This is a genomic window from Nonomuraea sp. K271, assembly GCF_009908215.1.
Lineage (GTDB): Bacteria > Actinomycetota > Actinomycetes > Streptosporangiales > Streptosporangiaceae > Nonomuraea > Nonomuraea longispora.
Genome location: NZ_JAAAHR010000102.1, coordinates 1 through 23,548, shown reverse-complemented (window position 1 = coordinate 23,548; position 23,548 = coordinate 1). Strand labels below are relative to the sequence as shown.

The 23,548-nt window shown below is 66.9% G+C and carries 25 protein-coding genes and 3 pseudogenes; 12 read left to right on the top strand and 16 right to left on the bottom strand.

What is annotated here, in order from left to right; genetic code table 11:
- Positions 1-54: 54 nt before the first annotated feature.
- Complete coding sequence (locus tag GUY59_RS50900) at positions 55-288, bottom strand: hypothetical protein (protein ID WP_252375062.1); 234 nt, start codon at positions 286-288, stop codon at positions 55-57.
- On the opposite strand from GUY59_RS50900, the gene GUY59_RS47735 reads away from it, so the two are divergent.
- Entirely contained in the window at positions 199-462 is a 264-nt protein-coding gene (locus tag GUY59_RS47735; RefSeq protein WP_252375061.1) for a histidine kinase, read from the top strand. The two genes, GUY59_RS50900 and GUY59_RS47735, sit on opposite strands and share 90 nt — an antisense overlap.
- Positions 354-629: a CPBP family intramembrane glutamic endopeptidase gene (locus GUY59_RS29470; RefSeq protein ID WP_201761489.1), complete on the top strand. Its 276-nt coding sequence runs from the start codon at positions 354-356 to the stop codon at positions 627-629. The genes GUY59_RS47735 and GUY59_RS29470 overlap by 109 nt, the downstream gene beginning before the upstream one ends.
- Positions 630-1,071: 442 nt before the next feature.
- Here GUY59_RS29470 and GUY59_RS29465 read toward each other — a convergent pair whose 3' ends face one another.
- Positions 1,072-2,097 (bottom strand): hypothetical protein, encoded by a 1,026-nt coding sequence (locus GUY59_RS29465; protein WP_138203111.1) that lies wholly within the window; start codon positions 2,095-2,097, stop codon positions 1,072-1,074.
- A 12-nt stretch (positions 2,098-2,109) separates the two neighbouring features.
- Here GUY59_RS29465 and GUY59_RS29460 point away from each other — a divergent pair, with 12 nt between their 5' ends.
- Positions 2,110-2,514: a hypothetical protein gene (locus GUY59_RS29460; RefSeq protein WP_138203109.1), complete on the top strand. Its 405-nt coding sequence runs from the start codon at positions 2,110-2,112 to the stop codon at positions 2,512-2,514.
- A 663-nt stretch (positions 2,515-3,177) separates the two neighbouring features.
- Here the strand turns inward: GUY59_RS29460 and GUY59_RS29455 are convergent.
- Positions 3,178-4,152 (bottom strand): LysR family transcriptional regulator, encoded by a 975-nt coding sequence (locus GUY59_RS29455; RefSeq protein WP_138203107.1) that lies wholly within the window; start codon positions 4,150-4,152, stop codon positions 3,178-3,180.
- A gap of 106 nt (positions 4,153-4,258) precedes the next feature.
- Between GUY59_RS29455 and GUY59_RS29450 the strand changes: the two genes are divergently transcribed.
- Positions 4,259-4,882, top strand: coding sequence for a LysE family translocator (locus GUY59_RS29450; protein ID WP_138203105.1), 624 nt, complete (start codon positions 4,259-4,261; stop codon positions 4,880-4,882).
- Here GUY59_RS29450 and GUY59_RS49100 read toward each other — a convergent pair.
- Positions 4,830-5,084 (bottom strand): annotated as a pseudogene (locus tag GUY59_RS49100) (hypothetical protein); the annotation flags it as partial. The gene GUY59_RS29450 and the pseudogene GUY59_RS49100 sit on opposite strands and share 53 nt — an antisense overlap.
- Positions 5,085-5,168: 84 nt before the next feature.
- On the opposite strand from GUY59_RS49100, the gene GUY59_RS51480 reads away from it, so the two are divergent.
- The gene (locus GUY59_RS51480; protein WP_138203132.1) at positions 5,169-5,552 is read left to right on the top strand and encodes a transposase; all 384 of its coding nucleotides are present in this window, start codon (positions 5,169-5,171) and stop codon (positions 5,550-5,552) included.
- Positions 5,553-6,125: 573 nt separating this feature from the next.
- Here GUY59_RS51480 and GUY59_RS29435 read toward each other — a convergent pair.
- From GUY59_RS29435 to GUY59_RS51475, 6 genes are all read right to left on the bottom strand, one after another.
- Positions 6,126-7,334 carry a cytochrome P450 gene (locus tag GUY59_RS29435; protein WP_201761488.1) on the bottom strand — a complete coding sequence of 403 codons (1,209 nt, stop codon included), beginning with the start codon at positions 7,332-7,334 and terminating at the stop codon, positions 6,126-6,128.
- 50 nt (positions 7,335-7,384) lie between these two features.
- The gene (locus tag GUY59_RS29430; RefSeq protein WP_138203101.1) at positions 7,385-8,206 is read right to left on the bottom strand and encodes a class I SAM-dependent methyltransferase; all 822 of its coding nucleotides are present in this window, start codon (positions 8,204-8,206) and stop codon (positions 7,385-7,387) included.
- Positions 8,207-8,249: 43 nt separating this feature from the next.
- Complete coding sequence (locus GUY59_RS29425; protein ID WP_138203099.1) at positions 8,250-9,860, bottom strand: ABC transporter permease; 1,611 nt, start codon at positions 9,858-9,860, stop codon at positions 8,250-8,252.
- Positions 9,857-10,777: an ABC transporter ATP-binding protein gene (locus GUY59_RS29420; RefSeq protein WP_138203097.1), complete on the bottom strand. Its 921-nt coding sequence runs from the start codon at positions 10,775-10,777 to the stop codon at positions 9,857-9,859. Before GUY59_RS29420 ends, GUY59_RS29425 begins: the two co-directional genes overlap by 4 nt.
- Positions 10,770-11,465: a TetR/AcrR family transcriptional regulator gene (locus GUY59_RS29415; RefSeq protein ID WP_138203095.1), complete on the bottom strand. Its 696-nt coding sequence runs from the start codon at positions 11,463-11,465 to the stop codon at positions 10,770-10,772. Before GUY59_RS29415 ends, GUY59_RS29420 begins: the two co-directional genes overlap by 8 nt.
- Positions 11,466-11,584: 119 nt before the next feature.
- The gene (locus GUY59_RS51475) at positions 11,585-12,382 is read right to left on the bottom strand and encodes a hypothetical protein (RefSeq protein ID WP_161714760.1); all 798 of its coding nucleotides are present in this window, start codon (positions 12,380-12,382) and stop codon (positions 11,585-11,587) included.
- Between the two features lie 203 nt (positions 12,383-12,585).
- Here GUY59_RS51475 and GUY59_RS29405 point away from each other — a divergent pair, with 203 nt between their 5' ends.
- Positions 12,586-12,963, top strand: coding sequence for a serine hydrolase domain-containing protein (locus GUY59_RS29405; RefSeq protein WP_201761486.1), 378 nt, complete (start codon positions 12,586-12,588; stop codon positions 12,961-12,963).
- A 37-nt stretch (positions 12,964-13,000) separates the two neighbouring features.
- Positions 13,001-13,150: pseudogene (locus GUY59_RS51470) on the top strand (serine hydrolase); the annotation flags it as partial.
- Between the two features lie 37 nt (positions 13,151-13,187).
- Here GUY59_RS51470 and GUY59_RS49090 read toward each other — a convergent pair.
- Together GUY59_RS49090 and GUY59_RS29390 are read right to left on the bottom strand one after the other, a co-directional pair.
- Complete coding sequence (locus GUY59_RS49090) at positions 13,188-13,730, bottom strand: hypothetical protein (protein ID WP_138203091.1); 543 nt, start codon at positions 13,728-13,730, stop codon at positions 13,188-13,190.
- Positions 13,731-14,013: 283 nt separating this feature from the next.
- Positions 14,014-14,628, bottom strand: coding sequence for a TetR/AcrR family transcriptional regulator (locus GUY59_RS29390; RefSeq protein ID WP_138203089.1), 615 nt, complete (start codon positions 14,626-14,628; stop codon positions 14,014-14,016).
- A 102-nt stretch (positions 14,629-14,730) separates the two neighbouring features.
- Here GUY59_RS29390 and GUY59_RS29385 point away from each other — a divergent pair, with 102 nt between their 5' ends.
- Complete coding sequence (locus tag GUY59_RS29385) at positions 14,731-16,020, top strand: FAD-dependent oxidoreductase (protein WP_201761484.1); 1,290 nt, start codon at positions 14,731-14,733, stop codon at positions 16,018-16,020.
- Positions 16,017-16,661 (top strand): DUF3159 domain-containing protein, encoded by a 645-nt coding sequence (locus GUY59_RS29380; protein WP_138203087.1) that lies wholly within the window; start codon positions 16,017-16,019, stop codon positions 16,659-16,661. Before GUY59_RS29385 ends, GUY59_RS29380 begins: the two co-directional genes overlap by 4 nt.
- Positions 16,662-16,778: 117 nt before the next feature.
- Here the strand turns inward: GUY59_RS29380 and GUY59_RS29375 are convergent, their stop codons facing one another.
- The gene (locus tag GUY59_RS29375; RefSeq protein WP_161714759.1) at positions 16,779-17,093 is read right to left on the bottom strand and encodes an integrase core domain-containing protein; all 315 of its coding nucleotides are present in this window, start codon (positions 17,091-17,093) and stop codon (positions 16,779-16,781) included.
- A 393-nt stretch (positions 17,094-17,486) separates the two neighbouring features.
- Between GUY59_RS29375 and GUY59_RS29370 the strand changes: the two genes are divergently transcribed.
- Positions 17,487-17,663 carry a hypothetical protein gene (locus GUY59_RS29370; RefSeq protein WP_161714758.1) on the top strand — a complete coding sequence of 59 codons (177 nt, stop codon included), beginning with the start codon at positions 17,487-17,489 and terminating at the stop codon, positions 17,661-17,663.
- Positions 17,664-18,187: 524 nt separating this feature from the next.
- On the opposite strand, the gene GUY59_RS29365 is transcribed toward GUY59_RS29370, so the two are convergent.
- Together GUY59_RS29365 and GUY59_RS29360 are read right to left on the bottom strand one after the other, a co-directional pair.
- On the bottom strand, positions 18,188-18,751 hold the full coding sequence (locus tag GUY59_RS29365) for a substrate-binding domain-containing protein (protein WP_138203083.1): 564 nt from the start codon (positions 18,749-18,751) through the stop codon (positions 18,188-18,190).
- A 414-nt stretch (positions 18,752-19,165) separates the two neighbouring features.
- The gene (locus GUY59_RS29360; protein WP_138203081.1) at positions 19,166-20,392 is read right to left on the bottom strand and encodes a Gfo/Idh/MocA family protein; all 1,227 of its coding nucleotides are present in this window, start codon (positions 20,390-20,392) and stop codon (positions 19,166-19,168) included.
- 361 nt (positions 20,393-20,753) lie between these two features.
- Between GUY59_RS29360 and GUY59_RS50140 the strand changes: the two genes are divergently transcribed.
- The gene (locus tag GUY59_RS50140) at positions 20,754-20,885 is read left to right on the top strand and encodes a hypothetical protein (RefSeq protein WP_269128933.1); all 132 of its coding nucleotides are present in this window, start codon (positions 20,754-20,756) and stop codon (positions 20,883-20,885) included.
- Positions 20,886-21,305: 420 nt separating this feature from the next.
- Positions 21,306-21,452: pseudogene (locus GUY59_RS51465) on the top strand (IS256 family transposase); the annotation flags it as partial.
- Positions 21,453-21,737: 285 nt separating this feature from the next.
- On the opposite strand, the gene GUY59_RS29345 reads toward GUY59_RS51465, so the two are convergent.
- Positions 21,738-22,679, bottom strand: coding sequence for a DUF1963 domain-containing protein (locus tag GUY59_RS29345; RefSeq protein ID WP_138203079.1), 942 nt, complete (start codon positions 22,677-22,679; stop codon positions 21,738-21,740).
- Positions 22,680-23,548: the final 869 nt, after the last annotated feature.

The window sequence follows — 23,548 nt, the reverse complement described above, 5'->3', positions numbered from 1 at the left end:
GTTCGCCGAAGGGTGGTCCGGAGGACGCCACGGCATATCTCCGGTAGAGGACCATCACACGCGGCAGAACGAGAGCCTGGCCACCGCCTTCCCGTCACGCCCAATGTGCGAGATCAAGCCTGACTGCTGCTGGCGATGCTCGTTGCCTCCTGGGCCGCCGGTACGGCCGTGCGCCAGCGCAGGCTCCACACCGACCGGCTGGCCGCACACGCTGAGCAACGGTCGCGGGCCGAGGCCGCTGAGGAGCGGTTGCGCATCGCCAGGGAATTGCACGATGTCATCGGCCACAGCCTCAGCACCATCGCGGTGCAAGCGGGCGTGGCCAGCCATGTACGGCGAGCATCCTGGAAGAGGTGTTCTACCGGGCCTGGCTGCAGACCAGGCTGGAGGTCCTTTACGGCAGGTGGCCGGCGATCATCGCCCAAGCCCTGCTGTTCGCGCTCATGCACTCCTTCCACCTAAACTCGGACGCCCCGCTCACCAGCCTCGCCACCATCGTGGCCTTTCAGGGCGTGTTCGGCCTGATGCTCGGCTACCTATGGGCCCGCTATCGCAACATCTGGATGATCTTCTTCATCCACACGATGACCAACCTGATTCCGGTGCCCATGCTGATGGCACTCCTGTGACATCAGCATGGGCATCGTGTGGTCGCGGACGGTCATGTCCGCTCTCGGCTCTACCACGACGACCTGCAGGCGCCTTCATGAACGAGCGATTCCGAAAGAAGATCACCAACACACGCCTCGCGGACGGCTGACAGCCTCGGAGCCCTCTCATAGATGTGGCGCCAGTTCCGCACCCAGGCCGCCACAGTAGCGTTATGGCCCAGATGGTGACCCCGGCCGTGGCGGTCGAAATGGCCCGGAGTGTAGGTAGGGGGAATGGCGGCACAGATAGCAGTGTGGTGATCTTCGGCGAGGTGGCGTCGGGCTGAGGGCCTGCAACAGAACTGTTTCGCACGGTCAGAGGCTTCCCGCACGCCGGAGCGGTGCCGAACGGGGCCGGCAGGCGCGAAGCTGTTAAGCGTACGGTTCGCAGTTCGCCTGGTGATCGTGGTTCCCGGGTGGATTACCTTCGCGGGTGGCGGAGGCGGAGCGCAGCGGTGATGAGCAGCGCGATGGTGGCTGTTGCCAGGATGGCGTTGCCGGCCAGGTCGGTCGCGCTGCTGACGGGAGATGCCGTGATGGGATCCCAGGGAAAAGCGTGCCAAGCGTAGGTCAGCAGCGCCCCGCCGGCGAGTGCCAGGCGGTGGGCGTCGGACCAGCCTGTCCGGCGTGACCACCGGCTTATCGCGACGGCGAGTCCGGTGAACAGGGCGAGATAGAGCACCGTGGCCGTCCATGGAGAGACATCGAGGCTGGACAGCCATGGTGACAGGCCGCGCGGGTCTGTGGCGTACAGGAGCATAAAGGACGAACCCGCTGCCAAGGAGACGGTTCCGACCAGCCAAGGGTTCGGCGCACGGAGTGAGGACGCTGTGGGGGCGGTGGCTCTGCGGCGACCCAAGTTCACGCCGATGGCGATGATGGCAACGACGGCCAGTCCCGCACCGCCGTACTGCGCCGGGGAGGCAACGAAGTCGCCTCGGGTGATGGAGCTGGCGAGGACGGTGAGGAGTCCAAGCACGAACAGCGTGGCCGCCACTGCCAGTCCGGCCTTTCCCAGCCATGGCGCCGTGCGCCGCGAGCGGGCCAGCGTCTCGGTGATCAAGATGGGGACGCTGATGCTCCAGACGGTGTGCAGGGCGAGCACGAGAAGCGTCCAGGGTGGGCTGATGCCGAGGGCGGGCAGATAGCTGTAGTCGAGCTGGTGTCGATGTTCCCAGTTCGGATTGAACAGGGTCATCGTGGCGAAGCTTTCCTCGATCACGCCGAAGGCGAGCGCGAACGTGATCATGGAGGGCCAGCCGTACCCGGCTCGTCGGGCGAGTTCGCGGACGAGGAGGGCGCCGCCGCCGTACATGGTGGATACGGCCAGGTAAGCGACGATCGTGGTGATCGGGATGTTGCCGAGCAGGAACTCGGCGACGAGGGGTGAGAGGAAGTAGAGCCCGAGAGCGGGCAGCACGCGGCGCAAGGTGCTCTGTTTGGCCATGCGGTAGTAACGGTGGCCTCGCAGGTGCTCGCCGCTCGGATGCGGCACGAAAACATCGCTGACCTGCTGCTCAGAATCTTCGACCGGGCCATCGCGCGTTATCTGGCCGAAGGCCCGATGGCAGATCAGCCCGAGTTGGCGGAGATCTACTTCAGGCTGGTCACAACCGTGCCCGCCCTCCAAACCAGGGCCATGAACATCCTGACCGACCTGCAACACGAGATCGCCCAGGCACTCCTCACATCGTTCCCCGACCAGCTCGACCCCATCAGCGCTGCCGCAGCCGTCGGCAGCATGATGGGGGCCGTCCAGGCCGCCGGTCTTGCCGGCCACAAACTTGGCCAGTCAGAGGAGGAACAGATCGCCTCGATGCGTCGGGCCGCAGAGATCGCCGTACGCGGTTTGCGATCATTCTGACCGATTGGTGACAAGCTCCAGATCGAGGACCGGATGCTCGGCCAGTTCGTCGCCTTCTGCGATGCCTGCGGGCTGAACCACGTCACCGTCACTGCGGCGCTGGAGTGGGGCCACGACCCCGGCGGGCGGATGCGTCTCGCGGGCGGCACGGTTGACGGTCGTTCGCGAGTTCGCCCGCTTCCAGGCAGTCTTCGACGCCTGCACCGAGGTCCCGCCGACGGCTCTGACGCCACGCACGACAGATCGCTGTGAACCCCGTCTGTATTCATCGACGGAGATCACTGCGGTTCTGCGAACGGCGCGGAGGAGGCGCCAAGTTCGGCAAGCCTCGCCTGGTGCCGCTGCACCTGCTCCAGGGCGCCCTTGTCCACGTCAACACCCTGATGTGCAGGTCCCGGCCCCCCGAAGTGGGCGGACAAGCTCACCGACGCGGATCGCCGGGGGCTGTCACCGCTGTTCTGGACGCACGTGAACCTGTACGGCCGCTTCGAGCTCGACATGAACAGCGTCTCGATCTCGGCCGCGCCACGCCCGTCTCGGCCAGCGGATGGAGGACCCGCAGCACGCAGCGGCCGGGTGAAGCGCCGGCATCGGCGTCGATGGTCGGTCGGAGCGGGGCCGGCCGCTCCGGACCAGGCGGTGTCGATGCAGAACCGGGGGTTTTCAGGCTCCATGCGGTGAGTTCGGTGAGCGTTGGTCTGCTTGCAGGGGAGCCTCCCAGGTGGCGGTGATGTCGCGGGCGACATCACGTAGGAGGTCGATGAGCATGTCTGCGAGTGGAGTGAGGCTGGCGCTGGTTTTGGTCACGGCGTAGAGCTGGCGGTAGGGGCGTGGGTGGGCCAGTTCGCGATGGGTGGTGCCAGGCGCATGGGTCAGGGCCAGGCGCGAGACCAGGGCCACTGCGATGCCTGTGCCGACAAGGGCCTGGGCGACGTCGTAGGACTCGGTCTCGAACCGTACGGTGGGAGTGAAGCCGGCCTCGCGGGCAGCGTCGTGGAACTGTCCGCGGGCGGCATGGCCGGCCAGGATGGAAACCCACGATGCGTCGCGCAGTTGTTCCAGGCGAAGTTCGGTGTCCGCGGGCTGCCCGGTGGCCAGTGGATGGTCATCGGGGAGGACCACGACCATCGGGTCCAACAGGAGCGAGTGGGCCCGTACGTGTGGAGACGGCGCGAGCGGCATGCCCCAGGACGCGACGATGGCCACGTCCAGGCGCCCCGCGCTGATCTCGTCCGCTCCGCGTCCGGACACCACGTCCACGACCGAGATGTCGGCGTCCGGATGGCGGTGGCGCAGCGCCGTCAGGGCCGGTGGCAACAGGTGAAGGGCAGCTGCCTGGAACGTCCCGATCCGCAGACGGAGCGAGAGGTGGCCGAGGAGTGCGGCCAGTTCCGCCTCGGCCCTGTCCGATGCCTCCTCCACAGTTCGACCGTGGGAGGCCAGCAGCGCACCGGCCGCGGTGAGCCTCGCTCCGCGAGGACCACGGCTGACCAGCGGCACCTGCCAGTCGCGCTCGGCCTTGACCACCTGCTGGGTGACCGCCGCGGGCGTAAGTTGGAGTGCGTGAGCCGCCGCGGTCAGGGAACCGTGCCGCTCGATCAACGCGAGAAGCCGCAGTTGTCCCGGATCCACCAGCATTCACTAATTCTAACGCTGCACCCCCCTGCTTTAACTTCTCTTGGGGGCACGAGTCAGGAAGCCTGGTGGGACACTCCTCGGCCGTAATTCCCGGAAGGCATCTCCCATGCCCACGCATGTGCCCGTTTTCATCGCCACCACCTTGCTGTTGGCAATGCTGCCAGGCGCGAGTCAAGCCCTGATGATCCGGCAGGTTCTGGAAGGCGGCCAACGTACGCTCCGGGGCACGCTTGCGGGCAATGCCAGCGGCTTCCTGCTGTGGTCCACGGCCGCCGCGGCCGGGCTGTCTGCCGTCCTGCTGGCCAGCCCCGCCGCGTACACGGTACTCCAGATCGCAGGCGGCATCGTGCTGATGATCCTCGGGGTGAAGACGCTACGGACCGCACTCACCACCGTCTCCACCCGCCCGCCCCGCGAGGACGGGCGCAGCACTGGCTTCGCGGGCGGATATCTCACCGGCCTGATCACCAACCTCGGCAATCCCAAGGCGGGCGTGTTCGCGGTCTCGGTGCTGCCCCAGTTCGTGACCGCGGATGGCCCGGTGTTCCTGTCGACCGTTGCCCTGGGAGCCCTGTGGGCGCTCGTCAGCGCCTCCTGGTACATGTTGCTCACCTGGGCCGTCAGCCGCGGGCGCGCCCTGGTATCGCAGCCGACCGTCCTGCGGGGACTCAGCGTGATCACCGGCGTCGTCCTGCTGGGGCTGGGCGCTGCGGTGGTAGCAGGTGCCTGAGGCCCGGCCGGCATTTCTTCCAGCGCCCGAGCGCCCGAGGCATCCGCCGCATGATCCTTTTCGTGCGGGTGCTGACGCCTTCGGTGCGGCCGTTGTGGTGCGGGAGGGTGAGGGCGGCGTTCACGGCGTCGCGGTCGAGTTCGATGCCGTTGGCGAAGCCGTGCGGGCGCGGCAGGTCAGCGGCGCGGATGGTGGTGATCCAGGCGAGGCAAACCCGGACTGCTAGGGCGTATTTCCTGGATCTTGGGCTGGCTGTCCTGTAGGTCCTGATCCGTGTTTGATCGACATGACCTCTTGGATGAAGAGTGGGAGCGGTTGGAGCCGCTGCTGCCGCGCAACCCGGGTCGTGGCGGCCGGTGGGCTGATCACGGCCACACGATCAACGGGGTGTTTGGCGGAGTCGGACTGGCGCGTGTGGCGGGATCTGCCCGCCCAGTACGGTAAGTGGCAGACCGTCTACAAACGGCATCGCCGCTGGTCTACGGACGGTACGTGGGCCAAGGTGCTGGATGGGCTACGCGCCGGGTGCGATGAGAGCGAGGGAAGGACCGGACGGTGTCGGCTGTTTCGACCATCGCCCGCGCCCCTCAGCATGCAGCCGGGGCCGCCCACGAACCGGCCCACGACGACCCCACGGGGGCGGGATCGAATGACAAGAATCCGGCCATAGGCAAGGGACGTGAGGGGCTGGGACGCTCCCGGAGCGGTTTGACCACCGCAATCCACCTCGTCGCCCGATCGGCGGTGCCGCCCGATCACCAAACTGACCAGCCCGAGCCGGCACGGCGACTCACCACGGTTCATCCCGCTGATGGAGTCGATCCGCATCCCGCGGCGCGGGAGCGGTCGTCCCCGCAAGCGGCCCGCTCGCGGGATGGGCGACAAGGCGTACTCCTCGATCCAGGGGGTGTGCCCCGGGTTGAGTAGAGGTGGATTTCTGGATGTCCAGATCGACCATCCAGTCGTTCGACCAGCAGCGTTCCCAGAGTCCGGCCACCGGATTCGAGCGCCGACCGGCCAGGCCGATACCCGTAGGGTCCGGATGGAAATCGGTTCCACCGCCGTCTCAAGCCGGGCGGCCACCACGGTCTGAGCTTGATCTGCAACCTGTCTGTCCGAGTCGGGCGGCGAGGGTGGTTCCGCGTCTGTCCTGGTTAACTCATCTCAGGCCGCGAGAACGAGTTCGGCCAGTTCGAGGGGGCAAGGTGGCCGGTGCTGGTCCGGTCCAGCGGGTGCCCGTTCGCTAGGCCTCGTCCCAGGTCACCGGAAGGCGGTGCACACCGTAGATCGCCATGTCGGTGCGCAGGGGCACCTCCTCGGGCGGGACACCCAGGCGCAGGGTCGGGAACCGCTGGAACAGTGCTGGGAAGGCGACCTGCATTTCGACGCGGGCCAGCTGCTGGCCCAGGCACTGGTGGATTCCGTGGCCGAAGGCCAAGTGACCGGTGGCCTGGCGGCGCAGGTCGAGTGTGTCGGGGTGGGGGAAGCGCTCCGGGTCTCTGTTGGCCGCGGGAAGCGACACGACGACGGTCTGCCCCTCTTTGACCAGCTCTCCGCCAAGCTGGACGTCTTCCAGCGCGGTCCGTATCGTGCCGCCAATGATGCTCAGGTAGCGCAGCAGCTCCTCCACGGCCCTGCCAGCGAGGTCCGGCTCGTCGCGGAGGACGGTGAGCTGATCAGGCTCGCCGAGCAGCGCAAATGTGCCCAGACCGAGCATGTTCGCGGTGGTGTCGAAGCCGGCGGCTATCAGGAGACCGGCCATGTTGGCCAGCTCCTCGTCGGTCAGGCCGCCGTCGGCGGCTAAGCCGCTGAGCAGGTCGTCGGTGGGGTTGGCGCGCTTGGCCCGCACCAGGTCGCCCATGAACCGCTGAAGCCTGGTCGTAGAGGCGAGCTGCTTCTCTTGTGAGGCCGTCAGGCTCAGCAGCGCGCCCAGGTCTTGCTGGAACCGGGCCCGCTCGCTGGTCGGGACTCCGAGCAGCTCGCAGATCACCAGGCTGGGGATGGGGACCGCAAACGCCTCCACCAGGTCGACTGGCGGGCCGTGCCGTTCCATCTCGTCCAGGTGCTCGGCGGTGATCTGCTCGATTCGCTCGGTGAGCTGGCGCATCCGGCGGACGGTGAACTGGCCGGTGAGTAGGTGGCGGTAGCGGGTGTGCTCGGGCGGGTCCATCGCGATGAAAGCCCCTGGTGGAGCCGGTTGCGGCTTTTCCGTGGCACTTGCCACGGCCACCAGGCTATGCGCGAGCTCGGATCGGTGGCTGAAGCGATGGTCGGCCAGGACTGCGCGGGCCAGGGCGTGACTGGTGACCAGCCATCCCACGTGGCCGTCTGGATAGGCGAGCGGCCTGAGGGGATGGTCGCCGCGCAGCCGCTCGAGCTCCTCGGGCGGATCGAAGGGACAACCGGCAGGACGCTCGGTAGGCATCGACACTGGGACCGGAGCTGAGGACATGGACATATATCTCCTTCCAGGGATGTTGTGATCAGAACGCGCCCGTCTGATCAGAACTGATAGCGGAGTATCCAGCCGCTCTCCCTCCAGGACGGAACCATGCTGATCAGGGCGCACAGCGTCCGGTAGTAGAAGGGGGTGCGTGCGAGCAAGGGCGTGTCCAGCTGGTTCTCCTCGTCCACGAAGAGCAGACGGTCATCGAGCTTCTCGGCTCCTCTCGCGTCGTCGAGCGCCCATTTCTCTTCGATGCTGAACTTCTTGAAGAGCGCTGACGGTCGCTTCTCATGTCGGTTCTTGATCGACGACGAAATGTTGTTGAAAATGAACTCCCCGCGCGGGAAATGGTCCATGATCTGCCGGAAGACCTGTCGAGCCTCCTCCTCGCTGAGAAACCCGAACAGGCCGTCGGCCACGACCACCACGGGTCTGTCGCCGGGAATCTGCGCGAGCCAGCCCGGATCGACGACGGACGCGCCAATGGTGGTGTGTTCCGCGCGTTCGGGGTAGAGCTGCCGCGCGACCTCGATGACGTCGGGAAAGTCCACGTCGTACCAGTGATGGCCGGGCGGCGGACCGACCCGGGAGACCCTGAAGTCGAGCCCGCACCCGAGATCCAAAACGAGCGCATCCGGGTTGTTCGCCAGATACTTCGCAACCCACCCGTCCATCACGCGTGACCGGACGGCCACGGGGAACCGTCCGATAGCCGTGGACTTGAACTGGGAAAAGTCGAAGTCGAGGCGCTGTATCGCTTGTTGCGGCCATGGATCGCGAAGGATGGGGCGCCGATCTCGGCTGTCCAGCCAACGAAGGTACAACTCGAGGAGCGCGGTTGCACGCACGCCGGTGAAGTCGATCAGGATCTTGTCCATGAGCCCTCCTGGCTCTGCTCGTGGGCTGTGCGGTTGTGCGGGGTCAGCCGACCGGCATGTCACGGCGTCGCAGGCCTGCCAGGCCGAGCAAGATGAGCGCCGCGGCCATCGCCGTCAGCACGACCAGCGGCAGCGCCGTGACCTCACCGCCGGGAAGCTGCGGAAGATGGGCGAACACCGACAGGTCGATCACCCACTGGCCGAGTTCCAGCTCCGCGCCGACCCAGCCGAACAACGTGCTCACCAGGAGTACGGCGAACGCGCCAGCGGAAAGGCGGGGCAAGAGGCCGAACAGTGCGAACGCGAGTGCGGCGAACACCCACACCGCGGGCAGTTGGACGAGGGCGGCGCCCAGCATGCGCGGCAGTTGCCCGCTCACGTCCCCGATGTTCACCCCGTACGCCAGCCCGACCGCCGTTCCGAACACAACCAGTCCAAGCGCGGGACCGAGCAGCGCGAAGGTCAGGTGGCCGCCCGACCACCTCAGGCGGTTGATTGCGGTGGCCAGGACGGCTTCCACGCGCCCGCCGCTCTCCTCTGCCCGTAGTCGGAGCACGGCCTGGATGGCGAGTCCGGCGGAGACCACGCCGAGCATGGCCATCATGCCCACGAGAAACTGGTCGACGACGGTGCCAGGCCCGCCTATCCGGGTGAGGATCTCTCGCGCCGCCGGAGTGCTGTTGTCCATCATGATGCCGAGGCTCTCGGCGATGCTGCCCAGAACGAATCCGACCAGGGCGAAGCCCGCGACATTGCCGGCCAATGACCCCCGGTGTAGCCTCCACGCGAGCGCCAGGGGCGTGCGCAGACTGGACGCGGCGTCGGCAGGCCCGAGACGGTCGGGGAATAGACCGCCACCGAGGTCCCGCCGCCCGGACAGGGCGACGGCCAGTGCGGTCAGCACGGCGACCGTGCAGGCGGCGAGCCCGAGGACCCACCAGCGTTCGCCGCCGAACGGCCGGGTTTGGCCGACCCAGCCGATCGGCGACAGCCAGGCCACCCAGCTGAGCCCACCGTCGGCCTTGTCGCTGACATCGCCGATGCCGCGCAGCAGGAACGCGACGCTGAGAACGACGATCCCGATGCTGCGGGCGCTCCCGGCGCTGGTGGTGAGCTGGGCGGCCACCGCGCCTATCGCGGCGAAGACGCATCCGGTGCCGGCCATCCCGAATCCGAACGCCAGCGAACCGGCGGGCGGCAGGCCCTGACTTATCAGGCCCAACGCGGTCAGAATGCCTAGGACCAGGCTGGCGCCGCCGGCCGTGATCAGGGCGGCGGCCAGGCCCGCGTGACGGGAGACCACGGTCGCGCCAATCAGTTCGCGTCGGCCTGCCTCCTCCTCCGCGCGGGTGTGCCGGATGACCGTCAGCATGCTGATCAGCCCGACCATGAGCGGGATGAAGCCCGCACGCCAGGTGACCAGTTCGCCCAGGCTCGATCCGTGCAGCGCGCCGTACGTCACGGTGAATGCCGTGTTGTGGACGCTCGTCTCCGCGTACTCCTGGCGTGCCTGCGCGGTGGGGTACCCACTGTTGAAGGCTGCGACGAACGCCAGCGGGAACACCCACGGGAGGAAGACCCACAGCGGGAGCAGTACCCGATCACGCCGCAGTGTCAGGCGGATCAGGCTTCCCACCCCGGTCAGCGCGTTCATCGCCGCGCCTCCGCGTGACGGCCCGAGCTCGCGCCGGTCCGGTCATAGTGCCGCATGAACAGCTCCTCCAGCGTGGGCGGCTGGCTGACGAGGCTGCGCACGCCCACCGCTGTGAGCCGTCGCAGCACCGCGTCCAGTGCGGCGGGGTCGACAGCGAAGTGGACCCGGTTACCTTCGGTGCGCAGGTCGTGCACACCGGGCAGGTCGGCAAGCCCGTCCACCTGACCGGACAGCTCGGCCTGGATGACGGTACGGGTCAGGTGGCGCAGGTCGGCAAGGGTACCGTTCTCGACAGCCCGGCCGTCGCGGATGATGGTGACCCGGTCGCACAGCGCCTCAACCTCAGACAGGATGTGGCTCGACAGCAGCACCGTCCGGCCGCGGTGCTTCTCCTCCACGACGGCCTCGCGGAACACCTCCTCCATCAGCGGGTCCAGGCCTGAGGTCGGCTCGTCAAGGATGAGCAACTCGGCGTCGGACGCCAGCGCAGCGACCAGGGCCACCTTCTGCCGGTTGCCCTTGGAGTAGGTGCGGCCCTTCTTCCGGGGGTCCAGATCGAAGCGCTCCAGCAGGTCGGAGCGGCGCTTCTGGTCGAGCCCGCCGCGCAGCCGACCGAGCAGGTCGATCGCCTCGCCACCTGACAGGTTGGGCCACAGCGTGACGTCGCCGGGGACGTAAGCAAGGCGGCGGTGGAGTGCCGTGGCGTCGACCCATGGGTTGCCGCCGAGTAGCCGGGCGGTCCCCGCATCTGCGCGCATCATGCCTAGCAGAACGCGGATGGTGGTGCTCTTGCCCGCGCCATTCGGCCCCAGGAAGCCGTGCACCTCGCCGGTACGGACGACGAGGTCTAAGCCGTCCAGGGCCCTGCTGGATCCGAAGGTCTTGACCAACCTGGCCACCGTGATGGCATCAGTCATGGTCGTGCTCCTCATCCTGGCGGATCGCGGTCACGCGCTCCGCTCGTGGTGGTGTGTCGTGGATCTTGTCGAGAACGTTCCGCATCTCTGCGGCCTCTTCCCGGCTCAATATGGGGTGGGAGTAGATGTCGAGCAGGGCTCTGGCCAGCAGGTGGTCGCCCTCCGGGCTGAACACGTCGACGCCCATAGCCCGTGACAGCTGCCGGTGCAGGATCGGGACGGACAGCGCCATCGCGACGCTCAGCGCCGCCCGGACCTTACGTTCGGCGTAGGGCGGATCGGGACGCTTCGCGTCGGCTTCCGCGAGCCACTGCTCTCCCAGCACGACCAGTTCGTCGAACACCGGCGCCGCCCAGCCTTCGGTGAGGGCGCGCACCAGGTACTGCTGATGCGGACCCAGTGCCACCCTGCCAAGGGCGACGTAGTTCACATCGCCGGGCATGGTGTCGGCGCGGACCTGATCGTTGAGCCTCCGGATCATCTTGGTCAGGTAGGCGTCGCACACCTCGCGCAGTCCCTGCTTGGAGCCGAAGTGGTGGCGGACCAGCCCTGAGGACACCCCTGCGGTCTCGGCGATCCCTCTGATGGTCGCGCGCTCGAACCCGTGCTCGCCGAAGTGCCGCAAGGCCGCATCTCTGATCCGGGCGCGAGCGGTGAGGTCCTCAGGGTCGGGACCGGACGTCGTCACTGCCTCCAACTCCTATCCACATATGCAACTAACTATTCATGCGAGAAGCAGGATACACACGTGTGTAGTCACTGTTCAATGTGGGGTCAGGCCACACCCCCGACGCCCCAGCGGCAGGCTTACGAGAACAAGCCAGGATTGTGTCGGTTCCCGAAGTCGGCTACGCGGATACGCGAGGTGGTCCGCACGCCCCGAGCATGCAGTGCCTGCTGATCGGCTGGGGCCGGGACGCCCGCACAAGCGTGCTGACAGAGTCCGTGCCGATAAGGCGTACGGCTCCCGCACCGACCGCGCTTATCTGTGCAGGCGCGGCGCTTGGTGCTCATGCACGAGTGCACGCATCTGACCATGTCCTGTCCCGGATCATCCGGCCTATCGAGTCCGCCCCCCTCGCCGACGGCGCTGTGATCGTCGGCATCCTCGCACCTGGCATGACCGTCCTGCCCGCCGGCGCCGCAGCTCTGGTCCGTACAACTCGTAGTTGCGCGGAAGAACAGGCACCCGGTGGCGGCGTCTGTGCCCTCGACGGTGAGGATGGCCCCCGTGTTGCCCGCCTTGTTCGCCCGCCGGTCCACCTTGGTGACCAGGCCGGCCACCTGGACGTCGCCGCGGTCGTGACGGCCGCTGTCCAGCAGGTCGGCGCTCGCGGCGTCGCGGTTTCTGGCCAGGAGGCGTCCAGTGCCGGGCACGGTGCGGTCGGACACGTAGAGACCAGGTATCTCCCGCTCGAAGTCCAGCTTGGTCTTCTTGTCCCACTCGCCGTCGGGGACGGCGATGGAGAACACCTCGTCGTCACCGTCGTCGGCGAGGCCGCCGAACCAGCGAGTCCTGGCCGTGCGCCGCGCCCTCCACCGCCTGCCGCCCCGGCCGGACCGTGAACCCGAGTACGCGCGTCGGTGGAAACGGTGCGGAAACAAGCCATGGACTTGGATCGCCATCCGAGCGCCCATTGCGATCAATGCGCGGAGAGATCTAGGTCGTATCGAAGCCTGCTGACGGCCTGCGCTGCCGTCGCCGTTCTGGCGGCGGCTGGTCCGCAACCGGCAGCCGCGGCCACGGGTGGTGAAGTGCGGAAATGGATGTGGGGAAGGCGTTGGCTGACCTAGCCAAGCTCCCTGGAGTGGTGGGGGCCATCGGCGGGGTTTACGTTGACGGCAAACTGGCGGGCCAGGACTTCGCAGCGTCTCGACTGCTCGACGGGAAGGGTGGCACGATCCCGGCGAGCGCTCGCTACCGCATCGGCTCCCAGACCAAGGAGATGGTGGCGACGGTACTGCTGCAACTGGTCGACGAGGGCCTGCTAGGCGTCGATGACAAACTCGGCGACCTGCTGCCCGAACTGGTCGACAAGGATGTGGTGGAGCGCGCTGATGAGATCACCGTCCGGCAACTGCTCCGGCACACCTCTGGCATCCCCGACTGGTACACCGACAGAACCACGAACGCCCCGGCGAAACCGCTGGACGACGTGTTCGACTTCAGCCTGCCGTACCCATGAGCGCAGCGCCTCGCGACGCACACCGAGCCGGTCGGAGGTGACCAAGACGTGCACCGCGGTGGCGATCGCGCAGCTCGCCCGGCGGGGCAAACTGTCATTCCAGGACAAGCTGAGCAAGCACCTGGGCGGGTTCGCGCCCGAGACGGCCGAGGTCACCATCCACCACCTGCTCACCCACACCTCCGGTATAGCGAGTGATGATCTATATGCTGCTGCGGGGCTGATCACTCGCCATTGGGCAGCGCCGAAGGTGGCGGGAGCTGATGGGGCCATTGGCAATCGTCGTAAGGATGGCAGAGCTTGCCAGAGGCGAATACGGCGTACTCCGGCCGCCATTCATCATGGTAGCCCGGGTCATCGGCAAACGGCAGTGCCAGGGACCGGACATGCAGGCACGGCCACGCTTCGACGTTCATTTCCAGGTAGGTGCCCCATGTCTCGAGCTGGTGTGTACGGCCGTGCCGCTGCTCATGCGGCACGGCACCCTCCCTGGAGGCCTTCCAATCGATCGCCCGCCACTGCACGCATTCGGCGCCAGTCCCCGGGTCGACTACGACGCGAGAGGGGATCGGCGAGCATGTTGCGCAACCGGTGAACCATGCGGTCTGCGGCCCCCAACGGTTACCGGCCACATAGTAACTGCCGTTCGAGTACCCGGCGATCATGCGCTTCGGTTCATGGGCGACGAGCTGCGCAAAGCCTGTCTCATCGAGCCGTATCAGCAGGAAGTCGAGCAACTCCTCCACGAAACGGTCGTAGCGGTCCACTCTCTGATCGTCCCACAACGCGAAGGGATGTGAGGTTGTCACTTCAGTGACAACCTCACAGGTCTTGACTATTGCTCTGAGCCGAGCCGGTAGCGGCGTTCGCGAGGACTGCGTGAGTCGGGTACGGCATCGAGCGCCTCGACCAGGGGGCAGGCAGGTCCGGCAGGTCGCAGATCGAGTCGCGCGGCAGGTCAGCGATGGCGACGCGTCCCGGGCGGCGGGAAGGTACGCTGGTCGGAACCGGTGGCAACGCGAACGCGGCCCCTGTTCTTCGATCGACTGGCTACGTAGCGGTAGTAGCTCCCTGTCCCGTGAGGCACTGCTGCACGACCGGACCGAGGCGGGCCACCAGTTCATCGGTCGACGCGGAGGCGATCGGCTCGAGTCGTACGATGTAACGCGTAACCGCGAGGCCCAGGATATGGACGTTCACCATGCCGGCCCGTAGCGCGGCGTCAGGCGTGTCGAGCATCGCGGCAAGCCGACTGGTGATTTCCCGGTCGATGAATTCGCGGAGTAGCGCTTCGGACGCCTCGTGAGTGGGGGCTGACCGGGTGAGCATCACGAGCGGTGTGCGGGCGGATTTGTCCAAGTTCTCCAAGAGTGTCCGGATGATGCGTTCGCCGATGCCATCGAGGCCGCCAGTGAAGAGCGATTCGATGGCCGGCAGTAGATGAGGGGGCATCTCCGTGGCCGCGGCGAACATGCCCTGCTTGGTTTTGAAGAAGTAGAACACCATGGCCGGATCGACGCCCGCCTGGGCGGCGACGGCACGCACGGTCGTGCCGCCATAGCCGTGCTCGCGGAATAGTGCGCGGGCGGTTTCCAGGATCCGTTGCCTGCTTTCCGCGCCGGACCGCCAGCGTCCGGGGCGAGCAGAGGGACTGCGTTCTGTCATGACAGGGCGAGTCTACCGGATCTTTCCTCACCGATTGGTGAAGTTATGTGCCCGGCACGTGGTACCTTGAACTTCATCAACCGGTGAAGAAAGGTCGGCAGGGTGAAGGTGGTCGTGGTAGGTGCGGGGCTTGGCGGGTTGACGCTGGCCCACGGGTTGCTACGGGCAAATATCGAGGTCGTGGTATACGAGCGGGACGGGAATCAGGGGCGCCCGCAGGGCGTCAGCCTGCATTTCGATGACCGCGGAACGACTGCGCTGCGGGCGTGCTTGCCGCCGCCGCACGTGGCGATGGCGGAGGCCACCATGGGCGGACCGCGCGAACAGAGGCTGCTCCTGTCCGAAGTAGATGGGCGGCTTGTGGTAGCGCGTAGCCAACCGCTGGACGGCACATCGGGGCCGGCGCGGCCAGGCCGGCAGGTACACCGGCCGTTGTTGCGGGCGGTGTTGCTGACCGGACTGGAGGACACGGTGCGGTTCGGGGCGGAGTTCACGCGGTTCGAACAGCGGCCTGACAGGACCGTCCGATCGTGGTTCGCCGATGGCAGCACGGACACCGCGGACGTGCTGGTCGGTGCGGACGGCATCGGTTCGGCCGTTCGCCGCCAGTACCTGCCTCACGTGCGGGTGGTCGACACGGGGAAACGCATGCTGATGGGCGCGACACCACTGCGGGCCATGGCCGGTACCGGACTGCCCGAACTCATCGGCCACAGCCCCTGCACCGCACAGGCGCACGGCACGATGATGGCGATGGGCGTGCTGCGGTTCACCCAGTCGCCGGTCGCCGCGAGGAAGGAGTGGCTGCCTGCCCTGCGCTCCCGCGTCGTCGACGATGCCGAGGACTACATGATGTGGGCGCTGTCCGTCACGCAGGAACTGCTCGGTCCGGCCGAATCGCCGGCCACGGCGACGCGCCGAGCCCAGGAACTGTCCGCCGGTCTTCACCCGACGTTGCGGGTGGTCGTCGACAACGCATGGCCGAACCTCACAGTCGCGCTGCGGGGAGGGGTGATCCCACCGATGCCGGCATGGCCGGCTGCTCCGGTGACGGTCATCGGCGATGCGATCCACGTGGCGCCGGGCTTCGGCGGCAACTTGGCGATGCAGGATGCGCACCGCCTCTGCGATGAACTGGTCCGGGCCTCCCGCGGGCAGCAGAGTCTGCGCGCCGCGATCGGTGCATACGAGGACGCGATGCGCCGCGACAGCTTCCCCACCCCCGGCGGAGCAGCCGAAGCGGTCCCGGTGACCCGGCCGCGGAGCGGGGCCCCCAGCAGACGGGAGGATGTCCAGCCAGCCGCCCCAGCCCAGCCACCGTCACCGGCAACCCCGGCTCCGGTGTCTTCCCCGATCTCCGGCGGATCCAATGGTGCGGAGGTCGGCACATGAACTTCAACATGCTGACGCAGAAGTCGCTGTCCTTGTTCGCCGTAGTGGGCGGCTGGCGCACGCTCGCGGAAGCCATCACATCCCGAGCGCTGTTCGTAGTTGCCTATCTGGTGACCGGCCGAGTAGTGATCTCCGCCCTGATCGCAGTCGGCGGTGTGTTCGTCTTCGCGGTGGCCCGGGTGTGGACCGACCGAAAGTACTGGCAGGCAGCCGGAGGGCTGCTCACGGTGGGCGTGTCTGCGTTCTTGGCCGGGAGCACCGGGGACGGGGTCAACTTCTACCTTGTCGGTGTGCTGGCCACCGTGGTCGGCGCGGTCGTGTTCCTGGTATCCATGCTGGTGGGGTGGCCGCTGATCGGGTTGGTAGTGGGGCAGGCGCGCGGTGAACGGTTCACCTGGCGGCGCGATCGTGCGAGGCGGCGCCGCTACCAGAAGTGCACAGCGGTCTTCGTGGCGAAATTCGCTCTCGGCGCGACGTTGATGGTGCCTCTGTACCTGGCCGGGAACGTGATCGTGCTCGGGATCGTCAGCACACTGCTGACCATGCCCGCAACCGCCGCCTGCGCCTATGTGAGCTGGCGGATCCTGCGCACCGAAGCGGACCCCACGGGGGCTGAACCCGCAGTTCCCATGCCGATCTGAGGCGTTTCTGACTTAATGATGCAGAGCTCGATTCTTCAGCCAGCATCGATGGCTCCCCGCGTGACTGATGTGCCCCGGTTTGATCGGTGCCACTCCAGGCGGCGCTCCCGGTCTTGATCAACCTGCTTGTCGGACTTTGCGGATTGCTGGCCCACGCCCCTCGTGCTCGTCGTCGGGCGTGACGTACCCGATCCTCTCGTGCAGTCTGGTCCCGTTGCAGAACGCCGGTACCCGCGCCAGTTTCGCGCGTAGCACCTGCAGTTCGGTGATGCGCGTCAGGTGCGGGAACTCGGCCTTGACATGGCCGAAGAGCGTCTCAATCCACATCTGGCCGGTCGGTGTGCCGGGCCGGCCGAAGTGGGTGGTGGTCGCCGAGAGCGCCATGAACACGCGGGTCTTACCGGCGGTCATCTGCGGCTTGTTGTCGCTCATGGCCGGCAGCACCGGCCGCATCGGATTGTCGGCGTCGGTGGCGGCATCACCGACCCGTCAGCGCGCGCGGTGATCGGCGGCTGCAGTCCCTCGCGCTCCAGCGCGTCGGTGACGCCGAGGTCACCTGGGTGCGGGTCTCCTCCACCGAGACGACCTCCTAGATCCACCTGCGCAGACCAGGTCCATGATGGCCGGCGCGGCCATCCCACAGGCCGCGAAGTGTGTGGCGTCGTAGATCCAGATCTGCCGGGGCCGGTACTCCACCCAGTCAGGGAGCGGCGTGTGGGCGGTGCGGGCCGGACGCGGACGTGCCCGCACGCGCAGCCTGTGTGCCTGCGGTGTCCGGTGCACCGACGACGGCGAGACCCACGCCCGCCCCAGGTAGGAGCAGCGGTGAGCGAGCTTGCGGTGGGAGCGGTCGATCTGGGGCTGACGGCTCGGCATCAGCAAATCGAGATCCCGCTGGTGGTGGCTCGGCGCGTCCAGCATGACCGGCACACCGTCGCCTGCCGCTGCGGCAAGGTGCACACCGCGCCACGGCCGGCGGGGGTGCCCGTGCCGGGCTGGTGACCGGCGCGAGGCCGCGATCCATTCGGCTCCCCGCCCCACCCCAGCGGCGTGAGCGCCCTCGTGATTGACCCCGCCGGTCATCCGCGCACCCACCTCATGGTCGCGCCGCAGCCAGCGGGGAACCGGGAATCGAAGGGGTGAACGCAGCCGACAGGCCTGCCATCTGCCGAGCCGCACTGAGGCGCGCACTCCTCACAACCCGCCTCCGTCCCGGTGGTCACCATGCTCTGCCGACCGTCGAGGCCGCCTTAAGGTCGAATGTCCTCGGCTCCGCCTCCGGGCGCTCCACCTGGACCCAGCCTCTCCTTCGGCGTACCCTGCAGCTATCCCGAAACGCCAGAAAACGGGTAGTCAACCACAAACCCAGCGGTTGACGGGCCTCGCTCCTTCACGGATGAATGCTTACCTTGTGGGGACTGGTGTTCGCGGCCTTCACCCTCGCGGTTATCCAGGTCTTCCCGTCCACATCATCAGCCAAAATCACCTCATATCAGGGCGAATGATCGGCGCCGTCAGGTAGTCGTTTACACGCGCAAGTCCCGTCTCAGATCGCTCACCGAAGGCTCCGTACCGGATGCGGGCCGCAGGAGGAGCGTCCCGAAGACGTTCTCGTGCCGACGGTCGGCACTGTGTCGATCAAGCAGCCGGTCGACGGATGCCTCGGCCATCGCCTCGATGGGCTGTCGTACCGAGCTCCAGCGTGCGGGCCAGGAGTATTCGGTTCCCCATGATCCGTCGAAGGAGACAATGGCGATGTCCTCCGGAATTTGTACCTCCTGCTCGTGCAGAGCCCGGAGGACGCCGAGCGCGACAGGGTCGGAGGAGGCGAAGATCGCGCCGGGCCGGTCGTCCGCCGCGGCGAGTTCGAGGCCGGCCAGATTGCCGCCTTCGCGGGCGAACGATGCGTACAGGCCTGGTGGGGCGACCACGCCGGGTGTGGCGCAGGCGTCGCGCCAGCCACGATGCCGCGGCTCCTCGGCTCCACCTCCGACGAACCCGACGCGCTGGTGCCCGTGGGCGATCAGGTGCTCTGTCGCTTCGAACGCGCCCCCATAGAGGTCGACTCCCACGCTGTCGACCCCGGGCAGCGGGACTTGTCGCGTTCAGTTGCACCCACGGCAGGCCGACCAGGTCAAGTCCGAGATGCGTCCACCGAACGTGAACCCGGCACGATGAGCACTCCGTCGACCTGGCGGGGGGCGAGCTCGCTGAACCGCTCAAGAGCTTGCCCGGCTCGGGAGCGTTGGTCATCACATAGAGCGCGTATCCCGTGATCGCGCTGCTTTCTCGACGGCGTGGGCGAACTCCGTGAAGAACGGGATCGTGTCCACGGGAGCATCGTCGTCTTCCGGGAAGTCCAGGGCGATGGTACGGGCGGAGCAGGACTTTAGGGCGCGCGCGGCGTGCCACATCCCTGCGCGTGACCTTGCGGCCCGGGGCGCCCTTCGCGCTCGGCCATGTCTCCCCTCCTGGCCGAGAGTCGTCAATCGGCCGAGGCTTATCTACCGCAGGGGACTGCCGACGGGGACGGGAGCGTCCCCGAGATCGGGTACGGAAAGACGCTCGCCGCGGCGAAGGGCCGATTCCTGCGCGACCAAGCCGGGCAGAGTGAAGCGGGCGGCGGCCCATGCATTGACTGTCGGCAGAGTGCCGACCTCGACGGCGCGTACGAAATCGTCGACCAGGAGCTGATGGCTCCCCTCGTGTCCGTTCGGCGCCCCCTCGAACTCGGCGGGCAGACGTATGGCCTCCTCGTCGTGCACCGGAGCGTGCCCCGACACGAACGCGGCGCGCAGCGACGGTGCGACATCGGCGAGCAGGGGATCATCGTGGCTCAAGGTCGGCCGGGATGCGATCAGTTCGGACACGTCTTTCGCCTCGTTCTTGTCCTGCCAGATCGAGGTCGTGGCCAGTTGCTCGAAGCTGCCCTCAGTGCCGAAGAATCTGAACCGGCTCTCGCGGGTCCGTGATGGGTAGCCCACCCGCCGGAACTCGTTGATCCGCATCGAGCCGCCACCGGCGAGTTCGAACAGCGCGGTCATGTTGGAGAAGTCGTTGCCGAACATGCTGACCTCGGTGTCGAAGACACCGTCGCCTCTGTCGTCGTGAACGCCGATGCAGCTGACGCTCACAGCATGGCTCGGGATCGCTCCGAGCACTCCGCCGATGGAGTGGGTCGGGTACCACATGGGCGGGTAGCTGGCCGTCGCCTTCCAGCCGTCACCGCCGCTGAAGCGGTACGCGTCGTAGAAGCCGAGATCCATGTCGTGCAGGTAGTCTCCCTCGGCGTAGAACACCCGGCCGAACTCTCCTGCGGCGAGCTTCTGCCGCGCGAAGACGATGGCAGGGTTGTAGTAGCTGGTTTCCCCCATCATGTACGTCAGGCCCGTCTCGCGCACCGCGTCGATGATCGAGGAGATCTCCTCCCGCGACACCGCCATAGGCACCGTCGAAAAGACGTGTTTGCCGGCACGCAAGGCCTGCACGACGAGCGGCCCGTGCGTCCAGCGCTGCGTGAAGACGGCAATCGCGTCGATCGACGGATCGGCCAGCATGGCACCGAAGCCAGGGCGTGTGCCGGCCAGGCCCCAAACTTCGACCAGCTTCTCCGCGCGACCTTCGATCTCGTCCGTCGCGTACACGTGGGAGATGCCGGGGTGGAGGTGGAAGAGAGAGGCGAAGTGGGCCGAGAACTGCCCCGCTCCGACCATGCCGAGGCTGAATGCCATGATGACGCCCCTTTACTGAGCTCGGTGAACCGCTGTGGTAGCGACATGAGCATTCCATGCTGGTTTACACGCGCCGGTGATCGCACCACTCTCGGGAACGAGCACCAGGGCGGCCTGCCGATCGCCCGTCGGCGTCGCTGCTGACAACGCCCAACGACCTTCGAAATCGCTCATGCTCGGAGCGTACCAACCTTTCTCCACCATGTGGTGAACTATCGCGCCAGCTTAGTTCATTGGACGGCGATCCACCACGGCCGTCGCACGGCTTTGAGGCGGTTTCCGACAGGATCGGATCGCTGTAAACCGTCTGGCGAAGCCCGATAGTCATACCCGTCGTGAACGACAACCTGGAGGTGAGCTGATGGGTGGGCGTTCGCCGAGTACGCCGCGCAGCACCATCGGCGCCTGTGCCGGATGGCTTCCTGCTGTCCAGGGACTGGGGGCGGCCGAGGACCTGGTGCAGACGGCGCTGGCCAGAGCCTGGCTGGCGTGAGGGCGGATCGAGGGCGACCCCGACCCCTACGTCTATCGGGTCATGGTGAACACACAGGCGTCCTGGTGGCGCAGTTGCTGAATGGCCCGCTGCAGGGCATCTACGACCCCTCTGGGTTGTTCGCCTCCTTCGCCGCGATGGCGAGTCCGGGCGGGAGTAGGTCCGGGAGAGATTGCTGGAGGGCCAGGGCGTCCGCCCTCGATCGCGAACGTCACGGAGGCCGCCCCAAAGCGCTCGACGATGACATGACCGCCTATGCTCGGTCGCTACGTGGCCGAGGTGTGGCGGTGCCCGAGATCGCCCGCAAGCCGGTCATCTCGACCAGCGGGTGGTCGCGTCCGAGATGCGGTGTAAAAGGGAACGAGCGTAGGTTGCCGTGCTGAACCGTCCAAAGTTCGCACTACGCAAGGACCTACGCTCGTGGCACGCACACTACCGCCCGTTCAAGCCATCCGCGCCGAGATCGACGCCCTGTTCGCCGAAGGTCGTGATCTGGTCGAGGTCATCGAGGACGTCGCCCGCCTGGGTGCCCGCTTGATCATCCAGACCGCCGTCGAGGCCGAGGTTCGCCACGCTGACCAAACCCGCCCTGCTCATCCTGGACGACTGGGGCATGCGAGAACACACCCACCGTGGCATAACAATCCAGGAACGCGACTCCACTGAACTCGGGGCACACCAGAGCCTCCAACCAACCCGGGGCAGCTCACCCCCGCCTCCACCTCGGCATTCACCCCGAATCGCCACGTTCGACACGTTCGCCGCGCGAAGCACTGCCCGACGATCGCCCTGCGATGGCATAGCTCGATCTGGATGTTTGTTGCCCCCAGACAGGATGAGGGAGTCGGGCGGTCAGTGGGTTTCGGCACAGAGCCAAACCTGGCTGAAATCACCGGCTTTGAGAGCGTCGGCCCGGATGACGAAGTAGAGGCGGCCGCCGTCGCCCCACACCCAGCTCGCCTCCTGATCCGGCTGTTCCATCGCGGGGTCGGAGTCGAGTTGCAGCAGCAGCCGCCACGATGGGCCGGCCTGCCACGCCTGGTGCATTCGACTATCACCATCCTCGATGTGCCAGGCATGGAAGCCACTTGATCCAAGTTGTGCGCGCCACCAGAGCGGATCGTCGTGCAGGGAATCCGGCCAGCCGCCGACCTTGTGCAGCGGCCCGTCCGGTTGCCACGGCGGCTCCTGGTCCGGGTTCACCCGCGATTCCAGCAGTTGAAGGCGGTTTTCCACGGCGGAGGGTAGCTCGGAATGAGGCAGCGACCCGCCTTCGTCGTCGTCATCGTCGTCGTCCCACGGGCGGACCGGCAGGTAACCGGCTTTTTCCTGACTGCCCACGACCGGAAGGGCGGGGACGGGCCGCAGCGGGTGCTCGGGAAACACCAACGCACCGTCGGGAGCAGGACATTCGACCGCTTCGCCGGCGTCAGTGAAGATCAGCCGCCAACCTTCGGACAGCGCAGGATCCGGGTCGAATCCCGGCTCTTGCCCATCGGCCTCGTAGAAGAAGTTGAGCAGTCCGCTCTTCGGCAACTGACCCGAGTCGTCGAACGGCGCGATTTCGGCGCAGTCAACGAGCGCGAGAAAACTCAACGGCCGGCCACGCCAGAACGGCCATGGGGTGTTGCGCGCCAGCATCGCCGTTCCACCCAGCCGGGAACGGGTATCTGGAGGCGTCTGGCTATGACACAGCCAAGTGACCGCACGCACCAACTGATCGGAGTACGAGTCACCCAACAGCTCTTCGCTGAGGTCACGAATCTGGCGTTGACGGTCTCGAATGTCATTCATAACGCGACAGCTTGGCACACCCCCTCGTCGTGGGCCCCCCGCAGTCGGGACTGGAACCCAGGAACAGCCGTTGGCGCTGAGAATGATCTTGCTCGAAGTGCGACGACCAGCTTCGGCGTGTGATCGCCCTACCTGGAGGTCTCTGGCCCGTGGATGATGCGACGGATGATGGAGCGTCCGACGCTGTACTCGGTGGCCGGATCGGCCAGGGACGTCTCGCCCTAGGCGTATCGTCGGCGAATGGAGCGCCGGGCGGGTTCCGGCAGCTTGGGTTGCTTGCCCTTTGTCCAGCTCTGGGCAGGGTTGGGACGATCGACGCCGCACGACCTCCTTCGTCGGCGGTTGCGTCCACGGAAGTGGTGTACGAGCTTGACGTGGTCAACAGGTGTGGCGCCGTGAAATGAGAACGGCCATCGCGTGATCCTTCGTAGCAACGATTCCAAGAAGGAGAACGGCGACCGGCGGAAAGCCGGACGTTTACTTGAGAGATCAGCCCTTAGCGTTGATGACTGGTCCACCGGTACGCAGCCAGCACCAACAGCCCAGGTCAGAGTAGATATGGCGGCTGGTGACACGTTCGTCAGTGCGCCACGAGGCGCTGTTTGTCCGAATGGAGGTGAAAGACCGTCCGTCTCTCCGCTGTCGTAGCAGCGGGGTGAAGCTGGAGGCAGCCTGAACCGGGAGTCGCCGGGGAGGATGGGGGCAGCCTCGACAAAGTCGCGTCGGCCCAGTACTGCCGGATTGTCGACGGCGCGTGAATACTGACCCCATGGCGACGGCCGAAATCTGACCCCCTCGTGCAGTTCACTCTGGAGGGTGATCAAGGTGGAGGACTGGGCGGAGATCCGCCGGTTGCACCGGGCCGAGGG

Coding starts and splice junctions, on each gene's coding strand:
- GUY59_RS29465 (WP_138203111.1), bottom strand. CDS start 2,097: ATGGCCAAACAGAGCACCTTGCGCCGCGTGCTGCCCGCTCTCGGGCTC.
- GUY59_RS29450 (WP_138203105.1), top strand. CDS start 4,259: ATGCCCACGCATGTGCCCGTTTTCATCGCCACCACCTTGCTGTTGGCA.
- GUY59_RS51480 (WP_138203132.1), top strand. CDS start 5,169: ATGACCTCTTGGATGAAGAGTGGGAGCGGTTGGAGCCGCTGCTGCCGC.
- GUY59_RS50140 (WP_269128933.1), top strand. CDS start 20,754: ATGGGTGGGCGTTCGCCGAGTACGCCGCGCAGCACCATCGGCGCCTGT.
- GUY59_RS29425 (WP_138203099.1), bottom strand. CDS start 9,860: ATGAACGCGCTGACCGGGGTGGGAAGCCTGATCCGCCTGACACTGCGG.
- GUY59_RS29420 (WP_138203097.1), bottom strand. CDS start 10,777: ATGACTGATGCCATCACGGTGGCCAGGTTGGTCAAGACCTTCGGATCC.
- GUY59_RS29345 (WP_138203079.1), bottom strand. CDS start 22,679: ATGAATGACATTCGAGACCGTCAACGCCAGATTCGTGACCTCAGCGAA.
- GUY59_RS29390 (WP_138203089.1), bottom strand. CDS start 14,628: ATGACAGAACGCAGTCCCTCTGCTCGCCCCGGACGCTGGCGGTCCGGC.
- GUY59_RS29375 (WP_161714759.1), bottom strand. CDS start 17,093: ATGAGCGACAACAAGCCGCAGATGACCGCCGGTAAGACCCGCGTGTTC.
- GUY59_RS29430 (WP_138203101.1), bottom strand. CDS start 8,206: ATGGACAAGATCCTGATCGACTTCACCGGCGTGCGTGCAACCGCGCTC.
- GUY59_RS29360 (WP_138203081.1), bottom strand. CDS start 20,392: ATGGCATTCAGCCTCGGCATGGTCGGAGCGGGGCAGTTCTCGGCCCAC.
- GUY59_RS29435 (WP_201761488.1), bottom strand. CDS start 7,334: ATGTCCTCAGCTCCGGTCCCAGTGTCGATGCCTACCGAGCGTCCTGCC.
- GUY59_RS29380 (WP_138203087.1), top strand. CDS start 16,017: ATGAACTTCAACATGCTGACGCAGAAGTCGCTGTCCTTGTTCGCCGTA.
- GUY59_RS29455 (WP_138203107.1), bottom strand. CDS start 4,152: ATGCTGGTGGATCCGGGACAACTGCGGCTTCTCGCGTTGATCGAGCGG.